The sequence below is a fragment of the Bacillus smithii genome (genome assembly GCF_001050115.1).
Taxonomy (GTDB): domain Bacteria; phylum Bacillota; class Bacilli; order Bacillales; family DSM-4216; genus Bacillus_O; species Bacillus_O smithii.
In genome coordinates this window covers 1,636,268-1,652,753 of record NZ_CP012024.1, presented here as the reverse complement: position 1 = coordinate 1,652,753, position 16,486 = coordinate 1,636,268, and the positions used below count along the sequence as shown (strand labels likewise).

Sequence of the window (16,486 nt, the reverse complement as noted above, 5' to 3'; positions counted from 1 at the left end):
CCCACTTACAATTGATTATTTTAGAACAATAGCTTTATCGCAACGAATGTAGGCTGCAAAATAACTTATCGGCATTCTTCGCATTATCTCTTACGATTATGAATTTCTTTATTCCCCCTATTTTTTCAAATTCTCATTGGCAGACGAAAAACACGTTTTATTGTTCTATCCCTATAACTTTCTTTGAAATGACCGATATAAGCTATAGAAAAAGAAAAAGAAAAGGAGATTTCAACATGAATATTTTTAGAAAGTTATCTTTAAACCAATTTAAAAAACTTTCATTTGCAACAAAATCCATCGTTGCAACCACAGCACTCATCCTATTAGTCGGAACCATACTTATCCTTTCAAGTTTATCCATTCAAAACGAAGTATTGACAAAAGAAATGGAGAAGCAAGCAACGAATATTGCACAACGTTGGGGAAACGAAATTGATCCCTCTCTGGTTGAGAAAGCTGCATACGAAAAAGATTTCAATGGTAAAACCCAAAGAAAATTAACCGCTTTTTTTGACAAAATTTCGAGTGACAATCCAAATGTTGCCCAAGCATATATAATGGGAACCAAACTGAATCAAAAAAATCAATCCGCTATTATTGCGACACCCACAAATATAAAAGAAGGATTACAAAAAAACGGAATCAACGTCGGTGATTTATATGAACAACCGAAAACGATCGCTAAACCGATTAAAGAATTAAATAAAACAAAAAAAATAACCGTTTCGGATGTGTATGAAGACCAATTCGGAACTTGGGTGACCGTGCTCTATCCCATTAAAGACAGTACAGGGAACGTATGGGCGTTCTTTGGAGTAGACGTGGATGCGAGCATGGTGAAGGATGGAACGGAAAAATTTTTGCTTAACTCATTGTTGATTCTGATACCTGCCATTATCGTGATCATTCTTATTCATGTATGGGTTAGTCGCAGAAGCTTCAAACCCTTAAAACAGTTATTAACGGGGATTAACGAAATGAGAAGCGGAAATCTTGATATTCAACTTCCTACCAGAGAAGATGATTTAGGGAAAATGAATGAAGCATTCAATGAAATGGCGTCCGAATTAAAATCAATGATTGGGAAAATGAGACAAACCTCTGATACCTTATTACAATCATCCGAATTAGCATCAAAAGTTACGGAACAATCGAAAGATCACTCTGTCATCATCAGTAATAACATTAAACAAATGATCGATGGGATCCAAGTACAAGAAGTATCAGTGACAGAATCAGCAGGAGCTATCGAACAAATCGCGACTGAAATCAACACGATCGCACAATCAGCTCAAGATGTTTCTACCGTATCTAAACGTATGGAAGATTACGCAATAAATGGTCTAGACGCAATCAATGAAGTCATTTCACAAATGAGAATCATTAATGACACTGTAAAACAATCCAGTCATGTGATCACTTCGCTACAAAAACGTTCAAACGAAATTACCGGTATTCTCGAAGTCATTACCAATATTTCAAGCCAAACGAATTTATTAGCTCTTAACGCTGCGATTGAAGCGGCTCGCGCAGGCGAACACGGTAAAGGGTTTGCGGTCGTAGCGGAAGAGGTCAGAAAGTTGGCGGAAGAGTCTAACCATTCTACTGAGAAAATTGCCAAAATCATTGAGGAGATCCAAAATGAAACCAACAACGCTGTTTCCGCTATGGAGCATGGAACAGCTGAAGCAGAAAAAGGAACCGAAATTGCTCAAACAACCGGAGAACTTTTCTTTAAAATTAAAGAGATTGCAAACCAAATTTCTAGTCAAATCGAAGGTGTTTCAGTCGCATCTCAAGAGATTTCTGCCGGAACAGAAGAAGTTACGGCATCTGTCAAAGACCTTGAAGCAATTGCACAAAATAACTCAAACTTCACTCGTGAAATAGAAGAAAGCACTGGACAACAATTAGAATCCATCAATCAATTATACGAAGCTTCTAGAGAATTAAATGAGTTAGCACACGATTTGCAATCCATGATTACTAAATTTAAAGCATAATCGAGTAGGAGGGAGCGATTAACTCCCGTCCTCTCACACCACCGTACGTACGGTTCCGTATACGGCGGTTCAATTAAGATAATTGACGCAAGTCTTTATAACTTCCGTGAATAGCTGTTCTCTTTATGCCAGTGGTCACTCCACCCTCCAAGAGGTCTCCCACGGGATTCACCGCTTCCTCCCTCAAGTGAGGTACTACGTTTTCTGTGTTCATCATGACTCACTGAATACCAAGGGCTATTCTCTCTTAATTGTTCGGTCCTTCTTAGTTGTTCTAGACCAACTAATACTATGACCTCTGCTGACTTCTGACGGTTCAGCTACTTATCACTAAGTAGGTTATGAAGAGTACTTCACATATCCGCCAGACCTCCCCGGGTAAGTACATGCACTTTCACACCATCTATCCGCCTCATTTACTCGATATGACCTTCGACAGAAAGAGCTTTGTTTTGTTATGCAAACTCACTCAATCATACCTAGCCTTATATGAGGTTCGTGTTCCTCGGACCGGTGTTTTGCCTCCAGCTTCCTTCAGATTCCGCGTCACCACGGACACCCTTGCTCTTGGCTAACCTCTACTTCTGTCTTCGGGGTTCGGGACTTACACCCTATAGTTCATGTACATGCCGGGCGCACATAAAAAACCGATAGGCATATCCCCTATCGGTTTTTCGCTTCATTTGGATTCTTTTCCATTCATTATCTCTACAATATCATACTAGAAATAGAGATTTCTGATAAATATTCATGTGTTCTTTCAAAAAGGTTATATATTTGTCTACTTCTTTTATTGTCGTATATGGTGAAATGGAGAAGAATTTGTGTGCATAAACAGGTAGCCTTTTGGTCTTATCACGAACAGGAATTAATCTTTGTTTGGATGTATTGCCAAAATAGATCCTATCTCTGTCGGCGCCGATTAATTCAGCAAATCCACTATTATATTCATTAATGGCCACTACTTCGTCTTTTGTTAATTTCCCTCCTAGTTCTTCTTTCCAAAGAACTTCGTTCGGATAAAATCTAAAAGTTGTCACTGGCGCTATTTCGTTTGTCACAGCTACATTGGCAAACTCTCTTAGCAAAGATTCTCTAAAAGCTATGTTCACACGAATATAGTTGGCCAACAGTGACTGGTAGCCTTCAATCCCCATCGATAACAGTGAAGCATATATAGTAATGGCACTACCCATACGAGAACATTCCAGCGTGTAGCTTGTATGATAACTTCCATACCCTCTATTGCCGACATAAGGCGTTTCAGAAGCATCTAAGTCTACAAACCTTAAATCTTCCCTGTTTTTTAACAGAAATAAACTTGATATGTAAGGGGTTTGGCCCATTTTATGAAAATCAAAGACCATACTGTCCGCTAAATGTATACTCTTTAATTTTTGTTGGTATCTTTTTAAAACTGAAGAAACACGATCTTCGAATTTTAATGGATTCTTCACAAAATCATATTCATTAAAGAATGTGTACATTGCCCCCATAGCAGAGTCGGCATGGATATAAATGGGTTTTAAGCTGTATTTTTGCTCTAATTCGCTAGTGATAGCCTTTATACCTTCAATATCATCTATACCAAAGGTGTCTGTTGTTCCCATAGTCGCGAGGACGTAAACCGGTATTCCACCTTCAGAGATCACTTGTTCCATTTTGAGTTTCAGATCTTCTAAATTCATGGAATGGTCATCATTAACCTTCACACGTATCATGTTGTTGACACCTATACCTGTTGCTTCTGCTGCTTTATAAAGACTGTAATGAGATAATTCGGAGCAGAAACAAAATATGTTTTTAGGAACCCCCTCTTTATTCGAATCCGGGAATTGACGAGAAATCGCGATTCGTAATGAATGAAAGACGGCTCCTTGTCCTCCCCACGTTGCATATCCGGCACTTGTATTTTCGTCATACCCGACCATTTTGGACAGCATGCTCGTCACCATGACTTCCGCTTTAGCTGCACCTGACCCCTCTACATCCCAAAGGGCATTCCCATTTAACAGAACCATGACTAAGTTTCCTAAAATACTGGCTATATTCGGCAGTGGTGATACATTTGCTACATAATTGCTATTCACAAAACGGTGACCTTTTGCCAGATCAATCAGTTCCGTAATCGTTACTTCCATTGGCAATCCTTTTTTCGGTACATTGGCCTCTTTGATCACACGATTATAATAATCTTTTGTGTAATTGGGCATTTCTCCTAAAGTTAATTTGGAAGGATCTTTTAATTCATCGATTTTAGTAAAAATAGTATTGATATATTCTAAAATTTTTTTTCGTTGTTCCTCATTTCCATCAGCACTAGGAAATAATTGTTGCAGTTGATTCATGTTAGTCATTTGCAAATCCTCCGATTGTCCATTCATAATGTTAGTATCAGCGATCTATGGCGAATAACCTCGATTCAAAAACGCTCTCCCGCTCTTGTTACCAGCTGCTTGCCTGAATATGTCTCAATCTAAGAGCTGACAGCCGGTTTTAATCTCCCCTTTTCTTCATTATCCTTTTGCTTTTAGATAGCCCAATCCTTAATTTTTTAAGAAAGGGTTTGAATGAAAAAGAGGGGAGTTTTAGATTTAAAATTAGATTCGAAGCTGTCCTTTAAACCGTATGGCGCCACATTCTTTTTATCGGCTAGAAAAATAAAGAATTTAGATGGCAAAATAAATGGAATCTTAACTGCTTTAAGAAATGCATATTTCATATAGACATACAAACAGCCCCCATTCAAATGGAGGCTTCCGCACACTTATGATTAAATCAGCGATTTTTTGAGGTTTCGCAAATAACGCGAGCGAATGATTAAGAAATAGATGACTTGGGCGATGAAAAAACAAGCTAATACGATGATCATTTCTCTAGCAATAGATAAGATATAAAAACTTTGCAAAGCCATAAAAGCGAAGGCGCTATGAATACAGGCGACGACAATGGGGACAAAGAACAGCAGCGCCATTTGACGAGTGACGATTTGATTCAATTCTTGGTCGGTCAAACCGACTTTTTTAATGGTTAAATATTGTCGTCTGTCATAGTCCAAATCACTGTACAAACGGAAATATAAAAAGCTTCCTGCCGCGACGAAAAAGACTGTTCCAATCAATAAAGCTACAAATAGCATCGTTTTGTACATACTCATCTGGTTGGCATAAATAGTACCGCTGACCATCATGGAGTAAGGCCCTTTTTCATCAGGAATGGCGAAACCGTTGTTTACTAAACGATCGGCAATTCCTTCCGTTTTTTCAAACCGCTTTGTGTAATAGCCTGTGAAAGTTTCCCACTTAACAGGTTTGATTTTAGGATATAACTCATCGCTGACAACCAAGCCTTCATGAAAAAACTGAAAAGGAAAAACCGCATTTTTCGTGTACGTTAAATCTTTCCATGTTAAATTTTGCTGCGGGATCGCATATGTTTTCGTTTTCGGCTTGATTCGAAAAGAAGTTGATGATGACAAAGAGCGTGCTTTGTTCCCAGCCAGCGGTTTTTCTCGAACATCCAGCCCTGCCAACTTAGACAATTTTTTATATTGTGAAAAAGAAAGAACCGGTAACAGCTGCTCCGTTGAACGTGAAGACGATGTTTGATCAAAAGTCTTCATTTTTACGATTTTGACTGGCAATTGAAATTTTTTGTAGTGTAGATGCTTCTTTTGAAAATCCTTTTCGATCTGCTGTAAATGCTGTTGATGCACTGGTGATCGATCCAATGCAAGATAGCTGACGGCAACGGGATTATCTTTTTGAAATTGGCGATTCATTACATTCATGGATGCGAGTGTCCCAATTGCGCAAAATGCCACAGTGGAAACGATGGTGACCATAAAAAACATGCGGGCATTGTCTTTTAAACGATAAGCTAAACTTGAAATCGTAATAATATTCGTTTTTTTCCAAAAGAAAGATCGATTCTTTTGCAATAATTTTGTAATAAAAACAGAAAGTTGTGTGTAGAAAAAATAAGTTCCGACAATAGTCATTCCAATGACCGGCAATATTCGAGACATCATGTTTCCTATCGTTGTCGTTGCGGCCAAGTAATAACTAACCGTTAAAAGAATAGCTGCGAATAGCGATAAAAGTTTGGATACTTTTGGTTCTTTTTTCGGCTTTTCTCCTGCTTGGAATAGATCAATCAGTTTGTTGACTTGAACGAGTATGGTAGTGAATAAGGAAATACAGAAAAATAAAACGAAAAAGGCTCCAATCGTCAAGAACAATGCTTTTGGAGAAACGTAAAACGGCAAGGATTCCAGTCCAAACATATTCGATCCAATCATTAAAAACAATTTTCCAGTAATGAGTCCAATAATAATTCCCGTAATGATCGCGCCGATTCCAATCAGCATATTTTCCAGAAAAACCATAGAAACCAATTGTCCCTTAGTCATCCCGTGCATCATCAAAATTCCAAATTCTTTTTTACGGGATTTTAGAAAGGTACTGACAGAATAAAGTACAAATAAGAAAGAAAATACGTACATGATCATTTCCGCTGCTTTCATTAATTCCACCGCCGTTATGGCAGTGACGCCTTTTTTGATTCCAGGATGAAAAATAAACAAAGCATACACAAAGAAGATCAAAACAGAAAAGGCGCTGCTGAAAAAATAAGCGGCATACGTTCTTTTGTTTCGGGTGACATTTCTATAGACGAACTGTGGAAAGTTCACGACTGTCACCCCCTAATAAAGAAAGCATATCGATAATTTTTTGGAAAAAAGTTTGGCGGTTATCGCCGCGGTAAATTTCATTATAAAGTTGTCCATCTTTAATAAAAATCACGCGATGACAATAGCTGGCGGCCACAGCATCATGCGTCACCATCAAACAAGTAGCGCCATCCTGTTCATTGATCTTTGTCAGCATTTCCATTACATCTTTGGAAGACTTCGAATCTAAGTTTCCTGTCGGTTCATCAGCCAAAATCAAAGAAGGTTTGTGAATGATGGCACGGGCAATCGCTGTTCGCTGCTGTTGACCACCTGATATTTCATACGTTCTCTTCTTTAAAATAGATTGGATTCCTAGCTTCTCACTAACGACCTCAAGTCTTTTTTTCATTTCACGTACACTGACGCCGTCAAGGGTTAGCGGCAGTACTATATTTTCCTCAACAGTTAAAGTATCGAGCAAGTTAAAGTGTTGAAACACAAAACCAAGCTCATGTCTTCGAAACAGCGCCATCTCCTTTCGACTTAAAGTGTGGGGATTTTTCCCATTGATGAAAATTTCACCCGCTGTAGGGCGATCAATAGTGGCGATCACATTTAAAAGAGTGGTTTTCCCGCTTCCAGACGGCCCCATAATGCCAACAAATTCGCCTTTTTCAACAGAAAAATGGATATTATTTAATGCTTTATAGGCCACCTTGCCCTCATAAATTTTTTCCAAATGTTTCACTTCTAAAATCGACATTTCGAATTCACTCCCTGATCATTGGTATCTTCATTTTATCGAGAAACCCGCTTTCTCACCATTTCGTAAGATTACAGTTGACTTACAGTTTTGTAAGGTTTCTGATTGCTAGAAGAGAATTCGAACCGTCGTTCCTTGACCCACTTTCGATTCTATTTCAATACGGTGGCCCAATTTTTCACAAATTTGTTTCGCTAAATGGAGACCCATTCCCGTGGATTCTTGGAAATGACGACCATTTTCGCCAGTGAAATATGGTTCGAAAACACGGGGCAAATCGCTTTCGGGTATTCCCACCCCTTCATCTTGTATTTCCAAAATGATATGACGGCCCTGTTTCAATCCGCGAAAATATACTTTTCGATTTTCATGAATCGTATATTTTACAGCATTTGTGATCAGTTGTGTCAAAACAAAAGACAGCCATTTTTCATCAGTGATTATAGTCAAGTTTTCAGGGATTTCTATCGAAGGAAAAACGTGTTTTCGAATAAAAAGACGTTTTTGACTGGATGTAACTGAACGGACCATTTTTTCCAATTGAATCGTTTCTACATAAAAATCGTGTTCAAATAAATCTAAACGAGCCGTATATAAAACCATTTCTAATCCTTTTTTTAAACGATCAAGCTCATCACCAATGGCCCGAAAACGAACATCATCCTCATCTTGAATAATTAAATGAATAACGGATATGGGAGTCTTCATTTGATGTACCCATTGATGAATAAATTGTACATGATCTTCCAGCTTATATTTATAGTTATGTAAATCTCTTTTATAATGATCGAATTGGCATATGAGAAGTTGATGTAAACTTTCAGATAGAGGGGATCGCTGCCATTCGCTCGTAAAATCTTCTATTGAAGTCAACGGCTTTTCTAATCGTTGATAAAAAGAACGATTCGTCCAATATCTGTAGCAAAGATAGGCGATCAAAAGACAAATACTGAGAAAGATCGCATATAAACTAATCGTCAAATGATGATAATCATCAAGCCAGTAAATGGACGTCACCACGAACAATTGAACGAAGTAAAGAAAAAAGAGCGGCAGTTGATCTCGTATAAAAAGCTTCATTTTTTCGTCTCCCAGTTTGGCATGAATCGATATCCTTGGCCACGAATGGTTTCGATCGCATCATGAATCTATAATAAAGCTAATTTTTTCCGGACCCGTGTGACATACACATTTAAAGTGTTGTCGTCCACAAACGCTTGATCATCCCAAATTTTTTCTAATAGTCGATCACGGCTCACGACTTTCTCTGCTTTTTTCATCAATTCATCCAATATTTTGGCTTCCGTGAGACTTAGATCAATAGTTTGATCCTCTAAAGAAAGCAACAAACGTTCCAGATCCAGCTTTAAACCTGACACATTGACCAATCGTTCCTTGTTAGAATGGGCATACGGCCCATAGGCGCGTCTTAATTGGCTATTGATTTTAGCTGTCACAATTTCATAATCGAAGGGCTTTGTAATATAATCGTCTGCTCCATTTTCCAGTGCCATGACTTGGTCCATTTTACTGTCGCGTGCAGAAATAAATAAGATGGGACAAGTGGAAATGGTGCGAATTTGACGGCACCAATAATACCCGTCAAATTTAGGCAGGTTCACATCTAAAAGAACAAGATGTGGATCATACTGTTCAAATTGAGCTTTGATAGTTTCAAAATTTTCTATTGATTTTGTATCAAAGTTGAATTTATGTAAATGCCTTTCAAGTAGACGAACCAGTTGGATGTCATCTTCTACAATCAAGATTTTAAACATGAAAACCCCCCTTTTTCCCTACTATGATTGTATCAAAATGTCAAAAACGAATGAAAATGGAAATCGATTGTCTGGTTTTCTTAGTAGCAAATTAAGGTATAATAAATCGTTATCTATAGTAAAAAATTACTTGTCAAATGATTGAATACTACACTTACCTCTTGACTAGCCATCATCCTTCCATGATCAATTTTTTGTGAAAAAAATATGGTTTTATCCATTTAAATAAAGGATTGCTTAAATTGTAAAAAAATATAAAAATAGGTTTGAAGGGAGGGTTTTGTTTTTTAGTAACGGATGGCTGAAATGGAATAAGGATGTTTTTTCACAACAAGTGAGAAGAACGTCTTTAAGAAGGAATTATTTTTGATCAAAAGTTATTACGACACACCAAGCTACTACTTCTGGTGTCATTTTTTCATCAAAAAGGGGAAATCGTTGAGAAGGCAACAAGCAGTATATCGATTCAGGTCATGTCGATGGAATTGGTATGACGAATCTTCGAGAAACGCCTAAAGAACTATTCCTCCATAAAAGTAAAAACACTTCACCATAAAGATTGAAGTGTTTTAAAAAAAACTTAATAAGTTTCTTATGCCCAATTTTCAAAAAGGTCACCGTATTTTGCTTTGCGTTTATACACTACGGCTCCGACTTGTTCCTTACCTTTAACGGGTGCCACTGCCTTTACTCCAACAACAGGCTCGCCAAGTTTATATGAATCCTTGGCAGAAACCTTTCTTTTCACTGCTGGATTAATAAACCTTGTCATTCAGAAGCACCTCCAAAAAGATAATGGATTGTTTTCATCAATTCATAGTTTGCAAGAAATTGGGATCCTATTTCATCATCAGTTAAAAAGGTTGACCCGGAAATAGTTACAGTTATAACCAATTCATTACCTATAGGATAGCATATTAAATAAGTTTTAAACAAGTGATCTTTTGTTAAGAGGACCAATTCTTCCCCTTTTAAAAAGCTATCGATAACCAGAATCCTATCTTCGTCCTCTTCTTTTTTCCCATCGTTTATTGTAAAAGGATAAAAATCGACTCGTCCTACTTTTCCTGCAACATGTCTTAATCCATCATTACCTTCTTTTTTCCACACGCCTACTCCGTCTATACTGAATAGTGGATGAATAGCATATACACTTCGAAGTGCATCAGACAAGTAATCGTAGATTTTGGTCTCATCAGAATGAATAAGTTCTTTGGTTAATTTAAGGGTAAAAAGAGCCACTGCGTCCCGCTCTTTTTGTCTTAATTTTGCTTCTTCTAAAAGTATAGCCGGGTCTTCATAAGGTCCCTGTTCTTGAATTTTTCGTTTTATATGACTGCAAGCTACATTTACTGCAGCAGCAAAATTTTGTTTTTCTCGCACTTCATATTTCAAAGGAGAAATTCCAATTAAATCTGTAGGCAGGCGATAACCTTCGATTTCTGTTTCGTTTAAAACTTTAGGTACTGTATTCGGAATCAAGTAAAAAACCCGTCCTCTTCTTAACCTTCCCCAAAAAAGACCCATTTCAAACAATGTATTATCTCGTGTCATGACAGCCGTTGTACCCCGTATATTTACGATATCGTCTGGGGAGAATATGAAAACAGCAAAGTCATTTTGATCTAATTGCGCTTCGAGATCTTCCATTGTGTAATTTAAAGGATTGAAAGCTCCAGCAGACCAAGGAGTAACTTCTGCAACATAACTAAGTGCTTCATGTACAGCATTTACATAATCAATTGACTCTCTTGCATATCCAATAAAAACTCTAGGTTTATTTTGTGCCATAATGCCTCCAAACCATTTAGTTAGTTTAGATTTTCGCTAAATTGATAAGTATGGGTTTAATTCTTATCGGTCTGTAAGATATTTCCTCCTATATCATATTATATTTCTTCTTATTTCATAAATTATTTTGTTTTGACAGGAAAAAGCCGCAATTAGCAAGCTTGGCTTTTTCATCCAATCCTCTTCACTTTTTACATAGAGCATAAGGAATAACAACACAATGAGCAAGATACGTGGGATTTAATCAGCTTTGTGTTACTATATGGTGGAATCCAATAATATGAGGTGTTCAATATGAAAATTGAAGTATGGTCTGACTACGTTTGTCCATTTTGCTATATAGGTAAACATCGATTAGAAATGGCCTTATCGCAATTCCCGCATAAAGATCAAGTAGAAATTGAATTCAAAAGCTTTGAGTTGGATCCAAATGCCCCAAAAAACAGTGGAAAAAGCATACATGAAGCCATAGCAGAAAAATATGGCATGAGTATCGAACAAGCGAAACAAACCAATCAAGGTATAGGCCAACAAGCCGCCAGCGTTGGACTTTCTTTCGATTTTGATCGAATGAAGCCGACGAATACTTTCGACGCTCATCGTTTAGTAAAATTTGCAAAAACTCAAGGGAAAGAAGCGGACATTTCCGAAAAACTCTTTCGGGCTTACTTCACGGAAGGCAAGCATATTGGGGATCACGAAACATTAGCCGATATCGCCGAAACAGCCGGGCTAGATCGCAAGCAAGCTTTAGACGTTCTTCACGATCAAAATGCTTATGCCAATGATGTCCGCATTGACGAAGCCATAGCGCAGCAATATGGCATTAGAGGTGTTCCATTCTTTCTCATCAACCAAAAATATGCCATTTCTGGTGCTCAACCATTGGAAACCTTTGTTGGTGCTCTGCAAAAAGTATGGCAAGAAGAATCCGCTTCCCCTGCCTTTGAAGACCTTTCAACGGAAGATAATGTAAGCTGTGCTGATGGAAGCTGCGCCATTCCTGAAACAAAATAGAACGAACCAAAGTATCAAATAAAATCTATACAAAGCCAGATTCTTTACTTAAAGTTCCACTTGTCCATTAAATAAAGATCATTTATTTCAGCAACCTTATTCCGGTACTTTTATCGGGGTAAGGTTGTTCATTATTCTTAGGTTATTCCATAATATGAATGGTAGAGAATGAAACAGGAGGAAAGAAATGAATCATAAACCGCTGAATTTTTTGAAATACTTTTTGCAATGGGATCCTTCTATTCCTGTCCCGAAATTGCAAATTTTTTCAAGTGCTTTAGGAATGGCTTTGCCGATTATTGTCGGTGCGTTAATCGGCCATGTAGAAACGGGATTCATCGTTGCTCTAGGCAGTCTTTTTATGAACCCTCCAAATGTGGATCATTCGTTAAAGGAAGAAGTTTTAAACTATGTGCAGATCATCGTCGCAGGATTTATTGTCATTAGTTTAGGAGTATTTATTGGAAATCATCATTCGCTATCAGCTAGTATCTTTTTGGTGTTTGTGAACGGATTAGTTTCTCTAGTAGGCGGCCTGAATCGTACGTTCGCTGTGAACAGCATGCGTTTTACTATTTTATCTATGATCGGTGCAGGTATATCCCCGCCCACACAGATCAGCCCATTGCTGATAGGTTTGTTTTTTTCTTTAGGTTCAATATGGGCTGTATTTCTATTTCTCTGTTTTTCTGTTTCTTATCGGTTTTTTATAAAAAAGAAACCGTTTAGCAAATCATTATCCAACAATCCCTCCAATGTTGATTTTTTTACGCAATGTAAATACTGGCTAATCAGATTGAAAACATCTCGGGCTTGGCTCTATACGATCCGTGTCGTTTTGTGTTTGAGCGTAGCACAAGTGATTCAATTATATTTAAAGAATCCACATGCCTATTGGATCAGTCTGACTGTTGTTTTGGTGCTCCAAAGAAAAACGTCTATCGGTCCTTCTAGAATTTATCAACGCGCTCTTGGAACTTTTTTCGGCGTTCTGATTGGTGGCGCCATTTTAATATTTCCGTTGTCCTTTTTGTGGATCGTTGTCATAGTGGCGTTCATCGGTGGAATTCGCAGTTATTTAAAGACTCAAAATTATGTATTTTATTCAATGGCGATGGTACCTTTGCTTTTTATTTTGCTTGGCAAAGGAAAGCACATTTCTTTTGATTTAATGATCGATCGTCTGGTGTACACTTTTGTCGGCTGTATTATTGCTCTTGTTTTCGGCTACTTCCTTTGGACCGCTCCGGAAAAACAAAAATACATTTAAGAAGATCATTTACGATGAATTTTGAATTTCAGTCCGTTCACAACAATATGCTTTTTAGGATATAAATAAAAGGATGTTTAGGCAACGATTCCAAAACACACTTTCTGTGTACCTGCCATCCGAAAGAGTAACCCCCTCATTATTGATCAACGCTTCATGAAGAGATGTTTAACCGTTATCTTTCTTTACTAGTCCTACATTTTATTAGGATTGTAAATACACTATCCCCTTACGATCTGCTGTGACGAGTGAATAGGTCAAGTTCGCTTTTTTTAAAAGGAAAACGAAATTTTTTACGAAATTTTTTATAGTAAATCCCTTAAGATCGATTGAGCGTTTTTCCTCCATCCATTTTTATGACTTAAATCACTTTCCTATACTATTTTACGATAATAGAAACCTTCTGTTCAGATAATGATAAATATGACATTCTTTTATAAGTTCCCATTTGTTTTTTCATTTTGGATTATACCTACATCTTTAAAAATCAGTTTATTCGTAATTTTCCGATCTTTTAAACTTACATTGACACAGTGCTTCATTATGATATAGTAATATCAAAAACTTTAGCGCTTAAAAGCATTTAAACATCAAAACGTTATATGATTAAAATGCTTTGGTGCAAAAGTAAAAAATAAGAATAACAGGAATGAGAAAACATGGAAGAAAAAAATCAAGGTTTACGTAAGGGACTGTTGCCAAGACATGTCCAATTTATTGCTTTGGCAGGCATGATTGGAACAGGGATATTTAAAGGAAGCTCGGACACTGTCAATATGGCCGGTCCCAGTGTTGTGCTTGCCTATTTAATTGGAGGACTATTGCTTTTTATTGTCATGGTCGCATTAGGAGAAATGGCGATTGTTTATCCTAAACTCAATGTGCAGCATCTGATCAATAAAGCTTTTGGCAATCGGATATCCTTTATCGTCGGATGGCTCTATTGGATTAATTGGATTATTGTAACTGTCGTTGAATTGCTGGCAGCCGGAAGTTTTTTGCAATACTGGTTTCCTTCTATGCCATTATGGTTGTTAAGTTTCATCTGTGCTGCCTTTATCGTGGGAATCAATTTATTTCAAGTAAAATACTACGGCGAACTTGAATATTGGATTGCCGGCATTAAAATTGTTACGTTAATGGCTTTTATTCTTTTAGGTTCTTTAATCTTGCTAGGGATTTTTCCCGGTACCACGTCCTCCTTATCAAATTACACAGCCCATGGCGGTTTCTTCCCCCATGGTTTAGGTGGAACGTTCAGTGCCTTTTTAGTGGTGATGTTTTCATACGGCGGAGCTGAGTTAATTGGAGTCAGTGTCACGGAGACAAAAGACAGCCAGCGTGTTTTGCCGAAAATTATTAAAGGAACCGTTTGGAGAGTCATTATTTTTTACGTCCTGCCCATTCTCATCATTTGCGGAATCGTTCCTTGGGATCAAGTATCCTCTAAAGAAAGTCCTTTCGTGCAAGTTTTCGGCTTCTCAGGACTTCCAGGCGCTGCTCATGTAATGAATTTTGTGCTTTTAACGGCTGTTCTGTCAGCTGCTAATTCAGGAATATACGCTACATCCAGAACATTGTTTACGATGTCTCAAACAGGTGAAGCTCCTAAGGCCTTTTTGAAAACGTCCAAACAAGGCGTTCCGTTAAACGGAATATTATTAACAACCATTTGTATATTAGTGGGTGTATTTCTAGCTTATATGACCCCTGATCAAGTCATCAGCTATCTTATGACCATTCCAGGATTTACCGTTTTATTAATTTGGATCGGGATATGTTTAGCCCAATTAAAGCTCCGGCCTCAATACTCGGAAAAACCTGTTTTTCAGGTAAAAGGGTTTCCTTATACGACGATTATCGCTGCCATTTGTTTATCTTTCATCTTTTTAGCTTTTATTTTTAATAAACAAAATATCATTGGAACGATTGTCTGTCTGGTCATTGTCGCTGTACTTATTCTTCTTTCTTTTACTGTCAAATCAAAAAGATAAAAGACTTGTTAAAAAGGCCAAGAACCTGGATTCGTTAGGTTTTTGGCCTTTTTTCATATGCTCTAAACAACCTATCGACAACAGACGAATCAGCCCCATTCGATCCATGATATTTTGGCTTCATTCCATCTATCATACTTCGATATGGCGTTAGATAAAAATTTTGGATCAAATAAAAAACTTCCAATCTGCAAGACTATCTTGCAAATTGGAAGCTTGTTTTTATTTTATTTTCAATGGTTTGAGTTGATCTATAATTTCTTCGAAGGGTGCATCAGCTTGTATCAATGCGGCTGCTGTATAAGCGCTCTCAACTAACGCGGTATCCATAAGATGAACTTGCTTTTCGGTTATTTCCATCGCCATTTCTAAGTTCATTTTCGCACTGCCTAGATCATAAAAGGCCAACAGTTTATCAGCACTATTCTCGGAGATCGCGGAGCTGATCTTCTCAAAACTTGTCCCTACACCCCCTTCATCTGTTCCTCCTGCACAAGTGATCGAAACGTCTCGGGCTGCCTCTTTTAATAATCGCGCCGCACCTTCCGCCAGTTCTTCGACGTGGGAGACAATGACAATCCCATATTCTTTTTTATTCATTCAGAATGCCTCCCTCTAACATCGCTTCAAAAAAGTATCCGCTTGAAACGGCGCCGGGATCCAGATGCCCGATGGAACGTTCTCCAAGATAAGAGGCGCGTCCCTTCGTTGCTTTCATATCTTTTGTTTGATTCACAGCTTCCTGTATCGTTTCTTTTGTTAAATTTCCGGATTCCAGCGCTTCGATCACAGGGACCCAAACATCCACCATGGTTTTTTCGCCCGGTACTGCCTTTCCCCTCTTTTGAATCCCTTCAAGCCCTGCTTTTAGAATCGCCGCTATATCTTTTTCATCCTTGCCGGCTTGTTTGGCCATCGCCATAAGGGCAGATCCATAAAGAGGTCCGGAGGCGCCTCCGATTTTACTCAGAAGCGACATGGAAGCTTTTTTAAAAACATCTTGTACCGTCGCATATTCCTCCTCTTTTAATTTTTCTTCCATGTCCTTTGTTCCGCGCGCCATATTCGTGCCATGATCGCCGTCGCCTATAGCGCTGTCTAATTCACTTAAATAAACCTTTTGTTCATTCACTTTGCCAGCAAATAAAATGAGCCATTTGACAGTATTTTCAGTCGTTAACATCCATCATTC

General features: G+C 37.9%; 13 protein-coding genes and 1 pseudogene. 5 read left to right on the top strand and 9 right to left on the bottom strand.

Annotation, left to right across the window (positions count from 1 at the left end; all coding sequences use genetic code 11):
• Positions 1-98 precede the first annotated feature (98 nt).
• Together BSM4216_RS17320 and BSM4216_RS17315 are read left to right on the top strand one after the other, a co-directional pair.
• Positions 99-1,064, top strand: a pseudogene (locus BSM4216_RS17320) (HAMP domain-containing protein); the annotation flags it as partial.
• Complete coding sequence (locus tag BSM4216_RS17315; protein WP_371836631.1) at positions 1,038-2,006, top strand: methyl-accepting chemotaxis protein; 969 nt, start codon at positions 1,038-1,040, stop codon at positions 2,004-2,006. The pseudogene BSM4216_RS17320 and the gene BSM4216_RS17315, both read left to right, overlap by 27 nt.
• Before the next feature lie 716 nt (positions 2,007-2,722).
• Here the strand turns inward: BSM4216_RS17315 and BSM4216_RS07780 are convergent.
• The 7 genes from BSM4216_RS07780 to BSM4216_RS07750 all read right to left on the bottom strand — a co-directional run bounded on the left by BSM4216_RS07780 (position 2,723) and on the right by BSM4216_RS07750 (position 11,013).
• Complete coding sequence (locus tag BSM4216_RS07780) at positions 2,723-4,354, bottom strand: pyridoxal phosphate-dependent decarboxylase family protein (protein WP_048624444.1); 1,632 nt, start codon at positions 4,352-4,354, stop codon at positions 2,723-2,725.
• Positions 4,355-4,779: 425 nt separating this feature from the next.
• Positions 4,780-6,699 carry an ABC transporter permease gene (locus tag BSM4216_RS07775; protein ID WP_048623344.1) on the bottom strand — a complete coding sequence of 640 codons (1,920 nt, stop codon included), beginning with the start codon at positions 6,697-6,699 and terminating at the stop codon, positions 4,780-4,782.
• On the bottom strand, positions 6,674-7,444 hold the full coding sequence (locus BSM4216_RS07770) for an ABC transporter ATP-binding protein (RefSeq protein ID WP_048623343.1): 771 nt from the start codon (positions 7,442-7,444) through the stop codon (positions 6,674-6,676). Before BSM4216_RS07770 ends, BSM4216_RS07775 begins: the two co-directional genes overlap by 26 nt.
• A 108-nt stretch (positions 7,445-7,552) precedes the next feature.
• Positions 7,553-8,524 carry a sensor histidine kinase gene (locus tag BSM4216_RS07765; protein WP_048623342.1) on the bottom strand — a complete coding sequence of 324 codons (972 nt, stop codon included), beginning with the start codon at positions 8,522-8,524 and terminating at the stop codon, positions 7,553-7,555.
• Between the two features lie 68 nt (positions 8,525-8,592).
• Positions 8,593-9,222 (bottom strand): response regulator, encoded by a 630-nt coding sequence (locus tag BSM4216_RS07760; RefSeq protein WP_082142284.1) that lies wholly within the window; start codon positions 9,220-9,222, stop codon positions 8,593-8,595.
• A gap of 592 nt (positions 9,223-9,814) precedes the next feature.
• Positions 9,815-9,994, bottom strand: coding sequence for a hypothetical protein (locus tag BSM4216_RS07755; protein WP_003352877.1), 180 nt, complete (start codon positions 9,992-9,994; stop codon positions 9,815-9,817).
• Positions 9,991-11,013, bottom strand: a complete 1,023-nt coding sequence (locus BSM4216_RS07750) for a TIR domain-containing protein (protein WP_048623341.1) — start codon at positions 11,011-11,013, stop codon at positions 9,991-9,993. The genes BSM4216_RS07755 and BSM4216_RS07750 overlap by 4 nt, the downstream gene beginning before the upstream one ends.
• 294 nt (positions 11,014-11,307) lie before the next feature.
• Here BSM4216_RS07750 and BSM4216_RS07745 point away from each other — a divergent pair, with 294 nt between their 5' ends.
• The 3 genes from BSM4216_RS07745 (at position 11,308) to BSM4216_RS07735 (ending at position 15,294) form a co-directional block, all read left to right on the top strand.
• Positions 11,308-12,030 carry a DsbA family oxidoreductase gene (locus BSM4216_RS07745; RefSeq protein WP_048623340.1) on the top strand — a complete coding sequence of 241 codons (723 nt, stop codon included), beginning with the start codon at positions 11,308-11,310 and terminating at the stop codon, positions 12,028-12,030.
• A 187-nt stretch (positions 12,031-12,217) separates the two neighbouring features.
• On the top strand, positions 12,218-13,300 hold the full coding sequence (locus BSM4216_RS07740; protein ID WP_048623339.1) for an FUSC family protein: 1,083 nt from the start codon (positions 12,218-12,220) through the stop codon (positions 13,298-13,300).
• A 659-nt stretch (positions 13,301-13,959) separates the two neighbouring features.
• On the top strand, positions 13,960-15,294 hold the full coding sequence (locus BSM4216_RS07735; RefSeq protein WP_048623338.1) for an amino acid permease: 1,335 nt from the start codon (positions 13,960-13,962) through the stop codon (positions 15,292-15,294).
• 222 nt (positions 15,295-15,516) lie between these two features.
• Here the strand turns inward: BSM4216_RS07735 and dhaM are convergent, their stop codons facing one another.
• The gene (dhaM, locus tag BSM4216_RS07730) at positions 15,517-15,894 is read right to left on the bottom strand and encodes a dihydroxyacetone kinase phosphoryl donor subunit DhaM (RefSeq protein WP_048623337.1); all 378 of its coding nucleotides are present in this window, start codon (positions 15,892-15,894) and stop codon (positions 15,517-15,519) included.
• Positions 15,887-16,477, bottom strand: coding sequence for a dihydroxyacetone kinase subunit DhaL (gene dhaL, locus BSM4216_RS07725; RefSeq protein WP_048623336.1), 591 nt, complete (start codon positions 16,475-16,477; stop codon positions 15,887-15,889). Before dhaL ends, dhaM begins: the two co-directional genes overlap by 8 nt.
• Positions 16,478-16,486 lie beyond the last annotated feature (9 nt).

Bases quoted from the DNA above. Each gene is read 5' to 3' on its own strand.
- BSM4216_RS17315 (WP_371836631.1), top strand. From the start codon at position 1,038: ATGAATGAAGCATTCAATGAAATGGCGTCCGAATTAAAATCAATGATT.
- BSM4216_RS07780 (WP_048624444.1), bottom strand. From the start codon at position 4,354: ATGAATCAACTGCAACAATTATTTCCTAGTGCTGATGGAAATGAGGAA.
- BSM4216_RS07770 (WP_048623343.1), bottom strand. From the start codon at position 7,444: ATGTCGATTTTAGAAGTGAAACATTTGGAAAAAATTTATGAGGGCAAG.
- BSM4216_RS07765 (WP_048623342.1), bottom strand. From the start codon at position 8,524: ATGAAGCTTTTTATACGAGATCAACTGCCGCTCTTTTTTCTTTACTTC.
- BSM4216_RS07760 (WP_082142284.1), bottom strand. From the start codon at position 9,222: ATGTTTAAAATCTTGATTGTAGAAGATGACATCCAACTGGTTCGTCTA.
- BSM4216_RS07755 (WP_003352877.1), bottom strand. From the start codon at position 9,994: ATGACAAGGTTTATTAATCCAGCAGTGAAAAGAAAGGTTTCTGCCAAG.
- BSM4216_RS07750 (WP_048623341.1), bottom strand. From the start codon at position 11,013: ATGGCACAAAATAAACCTAGAGTTTTTATTGGATATGCAAGAGAGTCA.
- BSM4216_RS07745 (WP_048623340.1), top strand. From the start codon at position 11,308: ATGAAAATTGAAGTATGGTCTGACTACGTTTGTCCATTTTGCTATATA.
- BSM4216_RS07740 (WP_048623339.1), top strand. From the start codon at position 12,218: ATGAATCATAAACCGCTGAATTTTTTGAAATACTTTTTGCAATGGGAT.
- BSM4216_RS07735 (WP_048623338.1), top strand. From the start codon at position 13,960: ATGGAAGAAAAAAATCAAGGTTTACGTAAGGGACTGTTGCCAAGACAT.
- dhaM (WP_048623337.1), bottom strand. From the start codon at position 15,894: ATGAATAAAAAAGAATATGGGATTGTCATTGTCTCCCACGTCGAAGAA.
- dhaL (WP_048623336.1), bottom strand. From the start codon at position 16,477: ATGTTAACGACTGAAAATACTGTCAAATGGCTCATTTTATTTGCTGGC.